Below are 16,868 nucleotides of genomic sequence, written 5' to 3' on the forward strand. Positions count from 1 at the left end.
CACTCGGCGCTCGCCTGCGGCGATTACATGAACAAGTGTTCACCCGCGTTTTCGCCACCCAGCACCACGTAGTTGACCTTCTTCAGGTCAGCGAGCTGCGTGCCGCCCGCATAGGAGATCGAGCTCTGCAGGTCTTCCTGCATCTCGCGCAACGTGTCGGCCAGGCGGCCCTTGATGGGCTCGAGGATGCGCTTGCCTTCCACGTGCCGATACTCGCCCTTGTTGAAGTCGCTGGCCGAGCCGTAGTACTCCTTGAAGCGCTTGCCGTCGACCTCGACCGTCGTGCCGGGCGACTCCTCGTGGCCGGCGAACAGCGAGCCGACCATCACCATCGCGGCGCCGAAGCGCACGCTCTTGGCGATGTCGCCGTGGTGGCGGATGCCGCCGTCGGCGACGATGGGCTTGGTGGCCACGCGGGCACACCACTTCAGCGCCGACAGCTGCCAGCCGCCCGTGCCGAAGCCGGTCTTGAGCCGCGTGATGCAGACCTTGCCCGGGCCCACGCCGACCTTGGTTGCGTCGGCGCCCCAGTTCTCCAGGTCGATGACGCCCTCGGGTGTGCCGACGTTGCCGGCGATGACGAAGGCGCCCGGCAGCTTCTGCTTGATGTGGCCGATCATGCGCTGCACGCTCTCGGCATGGCCGTGGGCGATGTCGATGGTCAGGTAGTCGGCGCCCACGCTCTCCGCCGCCAGCTGGTCGACGAGCGCGTAGTCCGCCGGCTTCACGCCCACGCTCAACGACACGAGCAGGCCCTTGGCGCGCATCGACCGGGCATAGGCCAGGCTGTCGAGGTCGAAGCGGTGCATCACGTAGAAGTGTCCGTTGCGGGCCAGCATCTCGGTGATGGACTCGTCCACCACGGTCTTCATGTTGGCCGGCACGACGGGAAGCTTGAACCGGTGGGGGCCGAACTGCACGGAGGTGTCACAGGCGGAGCGGCTTTCCACGCGGCACTTGCGCGGCAGCAGCAGGATGTTGTCGTAGTCGAAGATTTCCATGGTCCAGGTCGCATCAATCGGCGCGCGTTGGAGCAGTGCGCGCCTGTCTGCGAGCGCTTGACTTGGCCGTCCCGGCCTGCCCGCCCGCTTCGCAGCGGGCAGAAAAAACCGGACGCCAAAATTTGGGCCCGGTGATTGATTCTACGCAAGCTGCTTCGCCGCTGCGCGGCCGATCGGGTCGATAGACTCCCCAACCCCACGACTCCCTGGCGACGGCCGCCGAATCCATCATGCAAGCTCAGTATCCGCCCGTGGTCATCAGCGGCACGGGCCTGTACCGGCCGCCGTACGTCATTACCAACGCCGAGCTGGTGGACGCGTTCAACGCCTATGCCGACCAGCAGAACGCCCAGCATGCCGAGGCTATCGCGAGCGGCGAGCGCGCGGCGGTGCCGCACTCCAGCGTCGAGTTCATCGAGAAGGCCTCGGGCATCAAGCAGCGCTACGTCATCGAGAAGGCCGGCGTGCTGGACCCGGCGCGCATGTATCCGCGCTTCACGCCGCGCGGCGACGGGGAGCTGTCGCTGATGGCGGAAATCGCCGTCGACGCTGCCCGGCAGGCGCTGGCGCAAGCGGGGCGCACCGGCGCCGACGTGGACGCCGTGCTGTGCGCCAGCGCCAACATGCAGCGCGCCTACCCGGCCATGGCCGTCGAGATCCAGCAGGCGCTGGGCGCCGGCGGCTACGGCTTCGACATGAACGTGGCCTGTTCATCGGCCACCTTCGCGCTGGAGCAGGCCTTCAACGCGGTGCGCACCGGCTCGGCTCGCTGCGTGCTGGTCGTGAACCCGGAGATCACGTCGGCTCACCTGGAGTGGCGCGACCGTGATTGCCACTTCATCTTCGGCGACGTCTGCACGGCGCTGCTCGTCGAGCGCGCGGACACGGCGGTCAGCGCCGACGCGTGGGAGATCCTTGGCACGCAGCTGGCCACGCAGTTCAGCAGCAACATCCGCAACAACTTCGGCTTCATGAACCGCGCAGAGGACCGCGACCCGGACGCTCGCGACCTGACCTTCTACCAGGAGGGCCGCAAGGTATTCAAGGAAGTGGTGCCGATGGCCGCGGCGCACATCGAGGCGCATCTGGCCCGGCTGGGCCTGGAGCCGACGCAGGTGCGGCGCTACTGGCTGCACCAGGCCAACCAGGGCATGAACCAGCTGGTAATCAAGAAGCTCGTCGGCGCCGATGCCGGCAGCGACGTGGCGCCGCTGATCCTGGACGAGTACGCCAACACCGCGTCGGCCGGCTCCATCATTGCCTTCCAGCATCACCGTGCCGACCTGCAGGCCGGCGACACGGGCGTCATCTGCTCGTTCGGCGCTGGTTACTCCATCGGCAGCGTCGTCGTCCGCAAGCGCTGATCAGAGCTCCGCATGCAGCCGGGCGCCGATGACGGCGACCGGCCCGCGCTCGGCGTTGTAGGCTGGATGTTGCAGGCGCTGCAGGTCCAGCGTGGCGCTCAGGCCCGATACCAGCGGCAGGGTGTAGGAGGCCTCGGCGATCTGCTCGCGGGCGTAGCGCGCCAGCCGGCCGTCGCCAACGAGGATGCCCAGCCCGCCCGCCGCAAAGTACCGCTGCGCCGGCGCTGACAGCCCGTTCACCGCGATCGCCAGGCCCAGCGTGTGGCCGGGCCGAGACCAGGCCGCGCCCTTGACGGTCACGCCGGTGCTGAGCGACTGGTTGATGTCCGTGAAGTCGAAGGACTCGGTGCGGCCGTCGTTGTGGCTGTAGCGGGCGAAGGCACTCACGCCCCCGGTCAGCGCCTGCTCGGCATTGATGGCGAAGCCGTGCTTGTTTGCGGGCCGGCGCACCACCGACGTGTCTGCCGGGCGACCCAGCCACACGGCGTCGTCGTAAGCGCCCATGCGGGCCCGTGACGAAAACGCCAGTAGCTTCACCGTGCCGGTTCGGCCGGCGATGTCGTGGCGATGCTCCAGCTCCGCGACCCCCTGGTGCTGCGCGAAGCTGGCGTCCAGCCGCGTGCCATTGGGCTCCCGGGACAGGGCGAAGACGCCGGCGCGAGCCGTCCAGTCGCCCTGGCGCCACTCGGCCGCGGCGCCCAGGCTGTAGCCCCAGGAGTCTGCCGCATAGTCAAAGGCGCCGGCGTCGATGACCGACCAGTTCAGAAAGTCGCTTCGCGGATCGTGAGCGGTGCCGTTGGTGTCGAACACGTCGACCACCGAGAACTTGCCGACGGTCAGCGTCAGCCCGTCCACGAGGCGGCTGCCGCCGAGCAGATTGGCGGCCGGGGCCACGTCCTCTCGGGCGCTGTCCCCGAGGGCGACGGTCTCGCGTAGGAAGGCGCGCTGCAAGCGGCCATAGGCCGAGTGGTGGCCCACCTTGTAGGCCTCGCCGCTCGGGAAGCCGGCCGCGCCCAGCGTGTCGCTGAGGCCGAAGCCGCGGTCGAGCTCGGGGTTCACGTAGAACTCGCCCCCCTGCCACAGCCGCAGGCCGAGGAAGGCAGTGGCGTCCATCGTCGTCTTCGTGCCCTCGTCGGCACGCAGGCTGTTGTCGCCCTCGTACGGTGATGTGAACCGGCCGTGGCGCTGCGCCACGACGGTGAACTGCGCATGGACGCTCCAGCGTTCGCCGTCGTCGGCATGGCTGGACGTGGCGAGCGCCGCGAGTGCGGCGGTAATGGCAAGCGGCGTGAGGCGGATCATGGGGTGGGGAGTGTCATGCCCTGGCATGACGGGAAGGCGACGACGGCCCCGAGGCCGCGGCCGGCAGGGCCGGCGTCCAGCCGGAAGTGCGCCTGCATCAGCGCTGCATAGCGTTGAACGATAGCCAGGCCCAGACCGGCGCCCTGGCCGAGGCGCCGGCCTTCGGGGCCCTGGCGCCAGCGCGAGGTCAGCGAGGCGCATGCGGCCGGGTCCAGTCCCGGGCCGTCGTCGCTGACGGTTAGCAGCGTCCTCGCGCCGGCCCGGCTCAAGTCCACGCGCAGGCAGCCGCCGCCTTCGGCCGGCCGGCCGTAACGCAGCGCGTTGTCGAGAAGGTTTCCGAGCAGGCCCTCGATGAGGGCGGCGTCGCCTCGCACCCAGGCCGGCGCGTCCAGGCCGCTGGCTTCGAGCTCCAGGCCGGCCGCGTCGGCGCGCGGCAGCACGCGCAGCAGCTGGCTGCGCACGAGGTCGGCTAGGTCCAGCGGCTTCAGTGGCAGCGCCGCGTCGGTCTCGTCGGCCAGCGCCAGCGCGAGCAACTGGTCGACGAGGCGGCTCGCGCGTTGCTGGCTCTGGGCCACCGCCTCGAGCTGCTCGCGCCAGCAGCGCGGGTCGTCGTGCGCCAATCCGTAGTCGGCCAGCGCGCGGATGCCAGCCAGCGGCGTGCGCAGCTCGTGGGCCACCGTGCCGGCGAACTCGCGCTGCGCCGCTACGCTCTGGGCCACGCGGCCGAGCAGGTCGTCGATGGCGCTGGCCAGACCGTGCACGTCGCGTGAGGCGGCGCCTTGCAGCAGTGCGCGCGGCAGCGGCGAGAGGTCGCTGCTGTCGCGCGCCTGCACCAGCTCCTGCAATTGCGACAGCGGGCGCAGGTCGTGGCTGACGCGCCGGCGCAGCCAGGCGACGAGGGCGATCAGCAGCAGCGCCTGCGGAACAAGGGAGTAGGTCACCAGCCGCCGCAGCAGCACGCGCCGGCTATTCGTCGTCAGCGCGACGACGATGCGCACCGGCGGGCCGCCGTGATCGAGGATGACCGCGCGCAGGTCCCGCCCCTGGAAGTGCAGGTCGGCATAGCGCCAGTCGGCTCCCTCGTCAGCAGGTGGCATCTGCAGCCCGGCATGGCCGGCGATGAGGTTGCCGTCATGCCCCTGCACGGCGAAGAAGACGGTCTCGGTGCGGTCGTAGAGGACGGTGCGCAGGTCATCGGTGCTCATGTTCAGCGCCCAGCGGCCGTCCGGCCCTGGCGCGAGGTGGGCAGCGAGCAGATAGGCGTCGTCCAGCATGGAGCGGTCGAAGGCCTGCTGCGTGAAGTAGGCTGCGATGCCAAGCGCCAGCGCCGAGCCTAGGCCCCAGGTCAACAGCAGCGGCAGCGTGACGTGGCGGACGAGCCGGCTGCGCAGCGACGGCCTCGTCGTCGTCAAGCCGCGGCCTCGATCAGATAGCCCAGGCCGCGCAGCGTGCGGATCTCTGCGCCGCTGCCTTGAAGCTTCTTGCGCAGCCGCGAGATGAAGGCCTCCAGCGCGTTGGGGGCCAGCAGCTCGTCGAAGCCGGACAGTTTGTCGGCCAGCGCGGCCTTGCTGACGACGCGGCCGGGCGGTGTCAGCAGCTCGCGCAGCACGGCGAACTCGCGCGCCGGCAGCTGCAGCGGTTCGCCGCCGAGGAACAGGCGCTGTGTGCGGCGGTCGAGGTGCAGCCTGCCCAGATGCACTTCGTCTTCGAGGTCCAGCCGGCGCCGGACCAGTGCGCGCAGCCGGGCCTCGACCTCCGCAAGGTCGAAGGGCTTGCCAAGGTAGTCGTCGGCGCCGGCGTCCAGCCCGGCGATGCGCTCCTCGGTGCGGTTGCGGGCGGTGAGCACGAGCACGGGCGTGCGGTCGCCGCGGCCGCGGGCCTCGCGCAGCAGCTGCAGGCCGTTGCCGTCAGGCAGCGACAGGTCCAGCAGCACGGCGTCCAGCGGCAGCACGCGCCACAGCCAGCGGGCCTCGTCGGCGGTGGCGGCGGGGTCGACCTCGTGGCCCTGGTCGGCCAGGCTGCGGCTGACGACTCGGGTGAGCGTCGCGTCGTCCTCGACAAGAAGAATTCGCATGACATCAAGTTACCCGACGGGCCTGTCTGCACGGTGTCGGCGAGGTCAGCTTCTGGTCAGGTGGCTGCGGCGACAACGCCGGCCATGAAGTTCTCTGCTTTCCTGCTGGCCGCCGCGCTGGCGGCGCCGGCCGCCCGGGCGGATGCACCGCTCGCCCTGGCGGAGGTGTTGCGTGCCGCCGCCGCCAACATGGACGTGGCGGTAGCCCGCTCGGGGCTGGCCGCCGCGCGCGCCGACATCCTGGCCGCCGACCATGCGCCGCTGCCGCAGCTGACGCTCAAGTCCAGCCAGATGGACCTGCAGCACGGCCTTGGGCCGGGCAACCTGTTGACGGACAAGCGCATCGACAAGTCCGTCGGCGTGGACTGGACGTGGGAGCGCGGCGGCAAGCGCGCGCTGCGCACCGCCGCTGCGCTGGCTGCCGCCCACGCCGCGGACGGCGACCTACAGGACGTGCGCCGGCAGCAGCTGGCGCTGGCGCTGGCCGCCAGCGTGGACCTGGCCGCCGCGCAGCAGCGTGTGGCGGAGGTGGCTGAGCTCAAGCGCAGCGCCGATGAGCTGCTCGCCGCAATGCGCGCCCGCCACCGCGCCGGCGACATCTCGGCGCAGGACCTGGCACGCGCCGACATCGAGACGGGTCGTGCCGGCATCGACCTGGCCAATGCCGAGGCCGACCGCCGCCGCGCCAGCCTGGCGCTGGGCCGGCTGATCGGCCGCAGCGACGCCGAGCTGCGCGTGGACGACAGCGTCTGGCCCGTCGTCGGTGCGCCGCCTGCCGTGCTGGCCGATGCGCAGCGCGAAGCCCTCGTCGAGAGCCGCGCCGACGTACAGGCCGCCCAGGCGCGTGTGGACGCGGCGCGCGCGGCGCTGGAGGGGGCTCGGGCCGGCCGGCAGTCGGACGTGACGTGGGGCGTGTCGGTGGACCATTTTCCCGGCACATCGACGCGGCTCGTCGAGCTGCGCTTGCAGATGCCGCTGCAGATCGGCTACGCGCAGCAGGGCGAGATCGGTCATGCCGTTGCCCAGCTGCAACAGGCCGAGGACCTGGCGGCGAGGGCGCGGCTGCAGGCCGAGGCGGACCTGGATCAGGCCTGGCAGGACCTGGCGGCCAGCACACACACGCTGGACGTGCACGCCCACGAGCTTCTGCCCCAGGCCGGCCGGGTACTGGCCCAGGCCGAGCTGGCCTACCGGAAGGGAGCGCTGCCGCTGACCGACCTCATCGACGCCCGGCGCAGCCTGCGCGCCGCCGTTCTGGACGCGCTGGCCGCGCGCGCCGACCACGCCCGTGCCGAAGGCGCCTGGCGCCTGCTGACCGACTCCGCCTCCCTGGACCATCCATGATTGCCTTCGTTTCCTCTCCGTACCGTGGCCTGCGGGTCGCGCTGATGGCTGCTGCCTCGCTGGCGCTGCATGCCTGCCTCACCGCCTGCCATGGCGACACCCATGCCGAGCCGGTTTCCGGCGAGGCTGTGTTGCAGGGCGCGCAGCTGATCTTTCCTGCCGGCCATCCGCAGCTGCGGCTGCTGAAGCTGGAACCGGCGCGGCCCAGCAGCGCGGTGGACGTGGCGCTTAGCGCCAAGCTCGTCTGGAACGAGGACCGCACTCAGCGGCTGTACCCCGCCTTCGCCGGCCGTGTCGAGCGCATCGCGGCGGATGTCGGCAGCGTCGTCAAGCCCGGCAGTTTGCTGGCCGCGCTGGCCTCGCCGGATTTCGGCGCCGCCCAGGCGGACGCCGCCCGCGCCGAGGCCGACCACGCGCTGACCGCCAGGCAACTGCAGCGGCAACGCGAGCTGCTCGCGGCCGGCATCGTGGCCCGGCGCGACGTCGAGCAGGCCGAGGCCGATGCGGCGCGCGCCGAGGCCGAGCAGGCCCGCGCCCATGCCCGCGTTCGGCTGTACGGTGGCGGCAGTGGCGTGGACCAGCAACTGGCGCTGCGCTCCAGCATCGGCGGCGTCGTCGTCGAGCGCAACCTGAACCCGGGGCAGGAGCTCCGGCCTGACCAAAGCGGCCCCGGCGTGCCGGCGCTGTTCGTGGTCAGCGACCCATCGACCCTGTGGGTGCAGATCGATGCACGCGAGTCCGAGGTCGGCACGCTGAAGCCGGGCAGCGCCTTCGAGCTGGAGGTGCCGGCCTATCCGGGCCGGCGCTTCACCGGCCAGGTTACGGCGCTTGCCGACGCCATCGACCCGCAGACGCGCACCGTCAAGGTCCGCGGCCGCGTGGACAACGCCGAGCGGCTGCTCAAGGCCGAGATGCTGGCCACGGCCCATGTACAGCGGCATCCGGGCGAGGGTGTCGTCGTGCCGGCGAGCGCCGTGCTGTTGCGCGGCGAGAAGCACTGGGTATTCGTGTCGCCCAAGCAGGGCGTGTTCGAGGCGCGAGAGGTGGAGCAGGGCGCGGCCAGCGGCCAGCAGGTCGTGCTGCGGCGTGGGCTGGAGGCGGGCGAGCAGGTTGTGACGGACAACGCGCTGCTGCTGGACCGCCAGATGAGCGTCGCGCAGGCCAGCGCGCAGCCGGCTTCCGCGAAGGCGTCGCAGCAATGAAGCGCCTCGTGCTGCTGGCCCTGGGCCAGCCCGTGCTCCTCGTGCTTGCAGTGCTGCTGTTCGTCGGCGCCGGCATCGTCGCCTTCGTGAACCTGCCGGTGGAGGCCTTCCCCGACGTGACCGACACGCAGGTCACCGTCATTGCGCTGCACCCCGGCCATGCGGCCGAGGAGGTCGAGAAGCAGGTGACGCTGCCCATCGAGGTCGCGCTGTCGGGCCTGCCGAACGCGATCCGCGTGTTCTCGCACACGCAGTTCGGGCTGTCGTACACCGTCATCACGTACGACGACGACGCCAAAGTTCAGGCGGTGCGCCAGGAGGTGGCCGAGCGGTTGCGCGGCGTGGACCTGCCGCCCGGCGTGACGGCCGACATCGCACCCAACTCCACGCCGGTCGGCGAGGTGATGCGCTACCGGCTGCGCGGCGACGGCAAGAGCACGACTGAGCTGCGCTCCCTCGAGGACTGGGTCGTCGAGCGCGGCCTGCGCCAGGTGCCCGGCGTGGCCGACGTGGTGGCCATGGGCGGCTTTATCAAGCAGTACGAGGTGCAGCCCGATCTGGACAGGCTGCGCGCCCACGGCCTGACCTTCCAGAACCTGCTGGACGCGCTGGGCCGCGGCAACGGCAATGCCGGCGGCAGCTACGTGGGGCAGGGCGCGCAGCAGTACGCGATCCGCGGCATCGGCCTGCTGCGCTCGGCCGAGGACATCGGCGACATCGTCGTCGCCGCGCGCAACGGCACACCCATCCTGATCCGGGACGTCGCCCACGTCGAGGTCGGCGGCGTGCCGCGGCTCGGTGTCGTGGGCCAGGACGAGGACGACGATGTCGTCACGGGCATCGTCGTCATGCGCAAGGGCGAGAACGCCAGCGCCGTGCTCAAGGGCGTGAAGGCCCGGATCGCCGAGCTGAACGAGCGCGGCCTGCCGCCCGGCGTGCAGATCGTGCCGTTCTACGACCGCACTTGGCTGATGGGCAAGACGCTGTCCACCGTGTTCCGCAACCTCGTCGAAGGCGCGTTGCTGGTGTCGCTGGTGCTGTACCTGTTCCTGTCCAACCTGCGCGCCAGCCTGGCGGTGGTGGCGGTCATCCCGCTTGCGCTGCTGGGCACCTTCCTCGGCCTCAAGGTGCTGGGCGTGCCGGCCAACCTGCTGAGCCTGGGGGCGATGGACTTCGGCATCATCGTCGACGGTGCGGTCATCGTTGTCGAGAACATCATGCACCGCCTCGCCGAGCGCGGCGAAGGGCTGGACCGAAGGAAGCGCCTGACGCTGATCGCGACGGCCACCGACGAGGTCGGCCGGCCGACGCTGTTCTCGATGCTCATCATCATCGCAGCGCACATCCCGATCTTTGCACTGCAGCGCCACGAGGGCCGCATCTTCCAGCCGATGGCTCTGTCGGTCAGTATGGCGTTGCTGGGCTCGCTGGTGTTCTCGCTGACGCTGGTGCCGCTGCTGGCCTTCTGGCTGCTGCGCCGGAAGCTGCCGCATGCGGACAACCGCCTCGTGCAGAACGCCAAGCGCCTCTATGCGCCGGTGCTGGACTGGGCGCTGGCCCGGCCGCGGCTCGTCATCGGGCTGGCGGCGCTGGCGTTCGCGCTGGCACTGGGCGTGGCGTCGCGGCTGGGTTCGGAGTTCCTGCCGGAACTCGACGAGGGCACGATCTGGGTCAACCTGCGGCTGCCGTCCAGCGTGTCGACGCCGGAGGCCACGCGCATGCTGCGCCAGGTGCGGCGGGCGCTGCACATGGTGCCGGAGGTCAATACCGTCGTTTCCAAGACCGGCCAGCCCGAGGACGGCACAGACCCCAAGACGATCAGCATGGCCGAGATCTTCGTGGACCTGAAGCCCGCGGAGACGTGGCGTGCCGGCATGACCAAGGCCGACCTGATCCACGAGATGGACAAGGCGGTGTCCGCCGTGCCGGGCATGGAGCCGTCGTTCTCGCAGCCCATCCGCGACAACGTGCTGGAGTCCATCTCTCAGATCGACGGCCAAATCGTCATCAAGGCCTCGGGTGATGACCTGCGCGCGCTGGGCCGCGTGATGCACGACATCCAGCGCGAGGTGAAGCAGGTGGAGGGTGTCTATCAGGCCGAGATCGACCGCGAGGGCGAGCTGCCTCAGCTCGTCATCGACATCGACCGTGCACGCGCGGCGCGCCTCGGGCTCAACGTCGGCGACGTGGAGGACGTCATCGAGGCGGCGCTGGCCGGCAAGGCCGCCACCTACCTTTGGGAGGGCGAGCGCAAGTACGCCGTGACGGTGCGGCTGCCGGAGGACAAGCGCGCCATCACCGAGCTGCCGCGCACGCTGGTGTCGACGCCGGGGGGCGGCACGGTGCCGTTGTCCGAGGTGGCCAGCATCCGCGAGACGACGGGCGCGATGAACATCGCCCGCGAGGGCGGCCGGCGCACGATGGCCATCGGCATCTTCATCAAGGACCGCGACATGGGCTCGGTCGTCGCCGACATGAAGGCCCGCATCGCGAAGTCGGTCAGCGTGCCGGAGGGTTATGCGCTGAGCTGGTCGGGCGAGTTCGAGAACCAGGAACGCGCGATGAAGCGCCTGGCCATCGTCGTGCCGATCTCGCTGCTGCTGATCTTCGTGCTGCTGTTCAACGCCTTCAATGACTTCCGCATGGCCGCGCTGATCCTGCTGAACGTGCCGCTGGCGCTGATCGGCGGCTTCGTCGCACTGTGGGCGCTGGACATTCCGCTGTCGGTGTCGGCGGCAATCGGCTTCATCGCGTTGTCTGGCCAGGCGGTGCTCAACGGGGTCGTCATGCTCAGCGTGTTCCAGCAGCTGCGCCAGGCAGGGCAAGACGTGCGATCGGCCGTGCGCGAAGGCTCGATGCAGCGGCTGCGCACGGTGCTGATGACGGCGATGCTGGCGGCGCTGGGCCTGCTGCCGATGGCGCTGTCGCACGAGATCGGCGCGGAGACGCAGCGGCCGCTGGCCGTCGTCGTCATCGGCGGGCTGGTCACGGCGACGCTGCTGACGCTGCTCGTGCTGCCGACGCTCTACGTGGCGTGGTTCGAAAAAGGGGCATCCGCGCAGGCTGACTGACGGCGGTCGACATCGGGGACGGCGAGTGCTGCCCGGGAGGCAGGCGGGGCAACCCGCATGCCCGGCTCAGGTCCGCAACTTGAACCGGGACACAAGGCCGGTCAACCGGTTGGCCTGCACCTTCAGGCTCTCGGCCGCCGCCGCGGTCTGCTCGACCAGCGCTGCGTTCTGCTGCGTCATCTGGTCCAGCGAGGTCATCGCGGCGCCCACCTGGCCGATGCCTCGGCTCTGCTCGTGGCTGGACGCGTCGATCTCGCTGATCAGCTGGCTGACGCCGTCGACCTGCCTGACGACGCCCTGCACGGTATGCCCGGCCTGGTCCACTTCGGTCGTTCCCTGCTCGACCTTGGTCACGCTATCGGCGATCAGCGCCTTGATCTCCCGGGCGGCGTCGGCACTGCGGTGCGCCAGCAGCCGCACCTCGCCGGCCACCACGGCAAAGCCCCGGCCCTGCTCGCCGGCGCGGGCGGCCTCGACGGCGGCATTCAGCGCGAGGATGTTGGTCTGGAAGGCGATGCCATCGATGACGCCGATGATGTCGGCGATGCGGCGCGAGCTGCCGGAGATCTCGGCCATGGTGCTCACCACGCGGCCTACGGCTTCCCCGCCTGCTGTCGCGGCCTGCGCGGCCTGTCGTGCCAGTTCCGAGGCCCGCCGTGCGGTCTCGGCGTTGTTGTTCACCGCGGCTGTCATCTGCTCCAGCGCGGCAGCGGTCTGCTCCAGGCTGCTCGCCTGTTCTTCGGTCCGCTGGCTCAGGTTCAGGCTGCCGGCGGCGATCTCGGTGGAGCCCTGGGCCACCGACTCGGCGCTCGCACGGACCTCGCCGACGATGGCGCCTAGCTCGCCACTCATGGACTGCAACGCCGCCAGCAGCTGGGCGGTCTCGTCGGTGCCGTCGCTGCGCAGTTGCAGCGTCAGGTCGCCACCGGCCACCTGATGCGTGGCCTGCAGCGCGGTAGCCAGCGGGCCGGCGATGCCCCGGCCGATCCAGGCGTTGATGGCCAGCAGCAGCAACGTGGCGGTCAGCGCCGTCGCCATCATCGTGTTCCCCGCCGTCGAGGCCGTCGCGACACCCTGCTCGCGCGTCTGCCTCTCGTGGTCTTCGATCAGGTCGCTGACATGGGCCATGTCGGCTTCCAGCGCCTTGAACGCGCTCACGAACTGCGGCAGCCGGCGCTCGGCCGACGGCAGATCCTTTCCTGCCAGCGTCACCAGCTCGTTGGCGCTCTTGATGTAGGCGTTCAGCTGGGTCTGGGTCTTCTGCACCGAAGCCGTGATCTCGTCGTTGACCGCCATGCCCTTGAGCTTGGCCATGTCGCTGATGAACTCTTCGGTGTGCTCCCGGATGTCCTTGGCGGCCGCCGCCAGCTCGTTGTCCTGCTGCTTGCTGGCCGCCAGCAGCGCGGCCAGCACGTCGCTGCGCAACGTGTCATGCATCATGTCCGCTTCCATCTGGGATCGCAGCGCCTCGCTCGCCAGGGACTGTCGGGCGGCCATGCCGGCCATCTGCTGCAGCGACAGGTAACCCACAGTGCCGGTGCCGAGCACGAAAGCCAGGCCCAGCAGACTCAGTGCGAGCAGCCGGTGCCGCACATGCCATGTCATCGTCATGTCGACCTCGCGTTCAGAATCTGGAGGAGATGCCCACCGTCCAGCTCCAGTCGGGGCTGTTGCGGTTCAGGCCACGGGATACCGCGCCGTCGACTTGCAGGTCGCGGGTCAGCAGCCAGGCCAGGCCGACGTCGGCGGTGATGGTGTTGCCGCCGTTGCGCGTCGACGCCAGCTGCTGGCCCGACAGCTCGACGAAGCCGCGCAGGCGCTCCGTCAGCTGCTTGCCGACGACGCCGGACAGCAGAGTGCCGATGTAGCGGCTGCCCGCATCGTTGCGCTCCTGGTAGATCCCGGGCATCACGCCGATGGACAGGCCACCCGGCAGCTCCCACTCCGCCACCAGCCGCACCGAGGGGCGAACGCCCTGGCCGCGGAAGGTGCCGCTGCCGCTGTCGACGTCGGCGTGGAACAGCCAGGCGATGCCGGGCCGGCCTTGCTCCTCGTCGCCATCGGCCACATGCCATTTCAAGCCCACGGACACGTCGGACCAGCCCCGCTGGCGCACCGTGCCGCTGTCATCCCCGAGCCGCTGCACCATCCGGCCATCGGTCTCGAAGCGCAGCTCCCAGTTGTCGTTCAGCCCGATGCGCAGCAGCGTCGGCGTGCTTCGCTGTCGACTGGTTAGGATTCCCTCGCGGTCGTATTCCCAGGCGAGGCTGGTTTCGATCTGCACCCGGCCCTTGCCGACGACGTCGCTGGATTCGACGAAGTCCGGCCGGTCGGTGGCAATGGGGTCATCGGCAGCGTGGACGGTGGCGCTCAGCGTCAGGGCCAGCCAACCGGGCAGCAGCACAGCGTGCGTCTTCAAGCCGATCTCCCCGTTCGTCCTGAGATGGATGACTTTAACGGAGCCTGCCCGGCTTGGCGATCGGGACGGGGCAGGCTTGCGATATCGTGCCGACCATGACCGACTTGAGCTTCTTCTGGCACGACTATGAGACCTTCGGCCGCGTGCCGCGCCGCGACCGCCCGGCGCAGTTCGCCGGCCTGCGCACGGATGCCGAGCTCAACGAGATCGGCGAGCCGCTGATGCTGTACTGTCAGCCGGCGCCCGACTACCTGCCCGACCCCGAGTCCTGCCTGCTGACCGGCATCCTGCCCCAGCACTGCCTGGAGCGCGGCGTGCCCGAGCACGAGTTCGCCGCCGCCATCGAGACCGTGCTGGCGCTGCCCGGCACGGTGGGCGTGGGCTACAACTCCATCCGCTTCGACGACGAGGTGACGCGTCATCTGTTCTGGCGCAATCTAATTGACCCCTATGGCCGCGAATGGCAGAACGGCTGCGGCCGCTGGGACCTGCTCGATGTCGTGCGCTGCGCCTACGCGCTGCGGCCCGACGGCCTCGAGTGGCCGAAGCACGACGATGGCCGGCCGAGTTTCAAGCTGGAGCATCTGACCGCCGCCAATGGCCTCGCGCATGAGGCCGCGCACGATGCGCTGTCCGACGTGCGTGCCACCGTCGCGTTGGCGCGCAAGCTGCGCCATGCACAACCCAAGCTGTGGGACTTCTGCCTGAAGTTGCGCACCAAGCAGGCCGTGTGGGACGAGATCGGCATCGGCAAGCCCTTCCTGCACGTGTCGGGCATGTACGGCCCGGAGCGCGGCTGCGTTGCGATGGTCTGGCCGCTGGCACCACACCCGACGAACAAGAACGAACTCATTGTCTGGGACTGCGCCGTCTCGCCGGAAGAGCTGCTGACGCTGGGCGCCGACGCCATCCGGCAGCGCATGTTCACGAAGCAGGACGACCTGCCCGAGGGCGTGACGAGGCTGCCGATCAAGACCATCCACGTCAACAAGTCGCCCATCGTCATCGGCAACCTGAAGACGTTGACCCCGGCCATGGCCGAGCGCTGGGGGCACGACGTCGAGGCGCAGCTCGCCAACGCGACGCTGCTGGCCGAGAAGGGCCGGCTGCTCGACGGCCTGTGGCTTGACGTCTTCCAGCGCGAGCCATTCGCGCCGGTCGACGTGGATGAAGACCTCTATGGCGGCTTCATCGGCAACGAGGACCGCCGCGCGCTGAACCGCGTGCGCACCACGCCGCCTGATCAGCTCGCCGAGCGCGCGGCGCTAGGCAAGCTGGCCTTCCAGGACGGTCGGCTGGACGAGCTGGTCTTCCGCTGGCGCGCGCGCAACTTCCCGGCGGCGTTGTCGCCCGAGGAAGGCGAGCGCTGGCAGGCGCACTGCGCGGCGCGGCTGCACCAGGGGGAGGGCGGGGCGCTGACGCTCGCCAGCTTCATGGAGCGCATCGACCAGCTTGGCGACGCGGCAGACGAGCGCGGCCAGGCCATCCTGTCCGCGCTGTATGACTACGCCGAGCAAATAGCGCCGGAAGCGTGATCTGCGGCATGGTTTAAAGCCGGCACTCCTGCGATAGTTGCGCGATAACCCCGCACTCGCAGGAGACCTCATGAACGCCGCTGCCCCCGCCGAAGACCTCACTGCCGCCCGCTTGCGCGCGCTGCTCGTGCGAGCGCCCACAGCCGTTGCCTTCGTCTCGGGTCAGCGTTTCCAAGTCGTCAGCGACGAGTTCAACCACCTGTTCGGCTTTGGCGACGACAGCGACCTGGCCGGTCAGGGCACGCGCGTCGTCCACACGACGGACCTCGCCCATGCGGGCCTGCAGGATCGCGCCGCCGCCGCCTTTGCCGCAGGCCGGCCGCTGGACGAGGAGATCGAGTACGTCAAGCGCGACGGCCACCGTTTCTGGGGGCGACTGCAAGCCACGCCGGTGCACTGGGACAAGCCGGCCGGCGAGTCGTTGTGGATCGTCGAGGACGTGAGCGTGGCTCGCGCCCAGCGCCTGCAGCCCACCTGGACGGCCAAGCACGACGCCGTCACCGAGCTGGCCAACCGTCGCGAGTTCGAACGCCGCCTGGCCGAGCACGTGGGCAGCCGGCGCAATGAGCCGGTGTCGGTGCTGTGGCTGGATGTCGACCGCTTCGGCGAGGTCATCAAGGACATGGGCGCCGAAGTGGGCGACCATTTCCTCTATGGCCTGGGCCAGATGTTGATCAGCAAGGTGCGTGCATCCGACCTAGTCGCCCGGCTGGAGGACGACCATTTCGCGATCCTGCTGCCCGACTGCGACCAGCACTACGCCCAGATCATTGCCGAGAAGGTGCGTGCGGCCGTAGCGGCCTACCGGCTGCGCTGGGGCCTGCACCGCACGCGCGTTAAGGCCAGCGTCGGTGTTGTGCAGATCCAGAACACGCTGACGACGGTCGATGCCGTGCTGGGCGGGGCGTCGCTCGCGTGCACCGAGGCCAAGATGGCCGGCGGTGACAGCGTTCGCGTGTTCGTGCCGGCGGGCAGCTACGAGGAACTCGCGGGCTGATTTCACGCCCCGCGCGTCGGCGATCCACCGAAACAGGGGGATTCCCGCCGATTGTTCTAAAGTTCAGTGCAGCTCGGTCGATGTAGCGGCCAGAGCGCTCGAAACTGAACTCCGATGACCACCGTCCCGCTGTCCACCGCCCTGACCGGCATCTCCGCCGCGAATGAGCGCCTGCGCGCGTCCGCGGCCAACATCGCCAATCTGGCGGCCAGCAACCAGGGCCGTACCAGCGTCGAGCCGACCAACGTCGATAAGGTGCCCGAGAGGGAGATCAACCCGGCCAACGGGATCGTTGAGCAGCAGTCGGCGGCCTATGCCTTCGTCGCGAACCTGAAGGTGCTGCAGACGCAGCTCAACACGACCGGCGCGCTGCTGGACATCAAGGCCTGAGCGGCCGATCGCCAATCACCACGAACAGCGGCCCGCGGGCCGCTTCTTTTGTGCGCTCAGCATGAGCGCACTTCTCGCGGGTGCAAGTCCCGTCGTAAGTTGATCACAGCGAACGAAGCGAAGCGCAACTGCATGAGGGTGACCGGGTGTGGGAAGGAAGCGTGGAGCG

13 protein-coding genes are annotated in these 16,868 nt (G+C 69.8%); 7 read left to right on the top strand and 6 right to left on the bottom strand.

What is annotated here, in order from left to right; genetic code table 11:
- Nucleotides 1–23 precede the first annotated feature (23 nt).
- The gene (locus tag LXT13_RS25235; RefSeq protein ID WP_233375080.1) at nucleotides 24–1,001 is read right to left on the bottom strand and encodes a GMP reductase; all 978 of its coding nucleotides are present in this window, start codon (nucleotides 999–1,001) and stop codon (nucleotides 24–26) included.
- 230 nt (nucleotides 1,002–1,231) lie between these two features.
- Between LXT13_RS25235 and LXT13_RS25240 the strand changes: the two genes are divergently transcribed.
- The gene (locus tag LXT13_RS25240) at nucleotides 1,232–2,365 is read left to right on the top strand and encodes a beta-ketoacyl-ACP synthase III (RefSeq protein WP_233375081.1); all 1,134 of its coding nucleotides are present in this window, start codon (nucleotides 1,232–1,234) and stop codon (nucleotides 2,363–2,365) included.
- Here the strand turns inward: LXT13_RS25240 and LXT13_RS25245 are convergent, their stop codons facing one another.
- The 3 genes from LXT13_RS25245 to LXT13_RS25255 are packed head-to-tail and all read right to left on the bottom strand — an operon-like array spanning nucleotide 2,366 to nucleotide 5,741.
- Entirely contained in the window at nucleotides 2,366–3,667 is a 1,302-nt protein-coding gene (locus tag LXT13_RS25245) for a carbohydrate porin (RefSeq protein WP_233375082.1), read from the bottom strand.
- Nucleotides 3,664–5,079 (bottom strand): sensor histidine kinase, encoded by a 1,416-nt coding sequence (locus LXT13_RS25250; protein ID WP_233375083.1) that lies wholly within the window; start codon nucleotides 5,077–5,079, stop codon nucleotides 3,664–3,666. Before LXT13_RS25250 ends, LXT13_RS25245 begins: the two co-directional genes overlap by 4 nt.
- Complete coding sequence (locus tag LXT13_RS25255) at nucleotides 5,076–5,741, bottom strand: response regulator transcription factor (RefSeq protein WP_233375084.1); 666 nt, start codon at nucleotides 5,739–5,741, stop codon at nucleotides 5,076–5,078. Before LXT13_RS25255 ends, LXT13_RS25250 begins: the two co-directional genes overlap by 4 nt.
- Nucleotides 5,742–5,825: 84 nt before the next feature.
- Between LXT13_RS25255 and LXT13_RS25260 the strand changes: the two genes are divergently transcribed.
- Genes LXT13_RS25260 through LXT13_RS25270 form a run of 3 tightly spaced genes read left to right on the top strand, consistent with a single transcriptional unit; the run spans nucleotide 5,826 to nucleotide 11,358 of the window.
- A complete protein-coding gene (locus LXT13_RS25260) occupies nucleotides 5,826–7,085 on the top strand; it encodes a TolC family protein (protein WP_233375085.1) in 1,260 nt (419 codons plus the stop codon).
- The gene (locus tag LXT13_RS25265) at nucleotides 7,082–8,287 is read left to right on the top strand and encodes an efflux RND transporter periplasmic adaptor subunit (RefSeq protein WP_233375086.1); all 1,206 of its coding nucleotides are present in this window, start codon (nucleotides 7,082–7,084) and stop codon (nucleotides 8,285–8,287) included. Before LXT13_RS25260 ends, LXT13_RS25265 begins: the two co-directional genes overlap by 4 nt.
- A complete protein-coding gene (locus tag LXT13_RS25270; protein ID WP_233375087.1) occupies nucleotides 8,284–11,358 on the top strand; it encodes an efflux RND transporter permease subunit in 3,075 nt (1,024 codons plus the stop codon). Before LXT13_RS25265 ends, LXT13_RS25270 begins: the two co-directional genes overlap by 4 nt.
- 66 nt (nucleotides 11,359–11,424) lie before the next feature.
- Here the strand turns inward: LXT13_RS25270 and LXT13_RS25275 are convergent, their stop codons facing one another.
- Complete coding sequence (locus tag LXT13_RS25275) at nucleotides 11,425–12,969, bottom strand: methyl-accepting chemotaxis protein (RefSeq protein ID WP_233375088.1); 1,545 nt, start codon at nucleotides 12,967–12,969, stop codon at nucleotides 11,425–11,427.
- Nucleotides 12,970–12,982: 13 nt separating this feature from the next.
- Nucleotides 12,983–13,777: a transporter gene (locus LXT13_RS25280; RefSeq protein ID WP_233375089.1), complete on the bottom strand. Its 795-nt coding sequence runs from the start codon at nucleotides 13,775–13,777 to the stop codon at nucleotides 12,983–12,985.
- A 95-nt stretch (nucleotides 13,778–13,872) separates the two neighbouring features.
- Here LXT13_RS25280 and sbcB point away from each other — a divergent pair, with 95 nt between their 5' ends.
- The 3 genes from sbcB (at nucleotide 13,873) to LXT13_RS25295 (ending at nucleotide 16,699) form a co-directional block, all read left to right on the top strand.
- A complete protein-coding gene (gene sbcB, locus LXT13_RS25285) occupies nucleotides 13,873–15,312 on the top strand; it encodes an exodeoxyribonuclease I (RefSeq protein ID WP_233375090.1) in 1,440 nt (479 codons plus the stop codon).
- Between the two features lie 70 nt (nucleotides 15,313–15,382).
- Nucleotides 15,383–16,309, top strand: coding sequence for a GGDEF domain-containing protein (locus tag LXT13_RS25290; protein WP_233375091.1), 927 nt, complete (start codon nucleotides 15,383–15,385; stop codon nucleotides 16,307–16,309).
- Nucleotides 16,310–16,423: 114 nt separating this feature from the next.
- Entirely contained in the window at nucleotides 16,424–16,699 is a 276-nt protein-coding gene (locus tag LXT13_RS25295) for a flagellar basal body rod protein (RefSeq protein ID WP_233375092.1), read from the top strand.
- Nucleotides 16,700–16,868: the final 169 nt, after the last annotated feature.

It is taken from the genome of Pelomonas cellulosilytica (genome assembly GCF_021353265.1).
Taxonomy (GTDB): domain Bacteria; phylum Pseudomonadota; class Gammaproteobacteria; order Burkholderiales; family Burkholderiaceae_C; genus Pelomonas; species Pelomonas cellulosilytica.

Coding starts and splice junctions, on each gene's coding strand:
- sbcB (WP_233375090.1), top strand. CDS start 13,873: ATGACCGACTTGAGCTTCTTCTGGCACGACTATGAGACCTTCGGCCGC.
- LXT13_RS25245 (WP_233375082.1), bottom strand. CDS start 3,667: ATGATCCGCCTCACGCCGCTTGCCATTACCGCCGCACTCGCGGCGCTC.
- LXT13_RS25235 (WP_233375080.1), bottom strand. CDS start 1,001: ATGGAAATCTTCGACTACGACAACATCCTGCTGCTGCCGCGCAAGTGC.
- LXT13_RS25255 (WP_233375084.1), bottom strand. CDS start 5,741: ATGCGAATTCTTCTTGTCGAGGACGACGCGACGCTCACCCGAGTCGTC.
- LXT13_RS25290 (WP_233375091.1), top strand. CDS start 15,383: ATGAACGCCGCTGCCCCCGCCGAAGACCTCACTGCCGCCCGCTTGCGC.
- LXT13_RS25265 (WP_233375086.1), top strand. CDS start 7,082: ATGATTGCCTTCGTTTCCTCTCCGTACCGTGGCCTGCGGGTCGCGCTG.
- LXT13_RS25275 (WP_233375088.1), bottom strand. CDS start 12,969: ATGACGATGACATGGCATGTGCGGCACCGGCTGCTCGCACTGAGTCTG.
- LXT13_RS25295 (WP_233375092.1), top strand. CDS start 16,424: ATGACCACCGTCCCGCTGTCCACCGCCCTGACCGGCATCTCCGCCGCG.
- LXT13_RS25240 (WP_233375081.1), top strand. CDS start 1,232: ATGCAAGCTCAGTATCCGCCCGTGGTCATCAGCGGCACGGGCCTGTAC.
- LXT13_RS25260 (WP_233375085.1), top strand. CDS start 5,826: ATGAAGTTCTCTGCTTTCCTGCTGGCCGCCGCGCTGGCGGCGCCGGCC.
- LXT13_RS25270 (WP_233375087.1), top strand. CDS start 8,284: ATGAAGCGCCTCGTGCTGCTGGCCCTGGGCCAGCCCGTGCTCCTCGTG.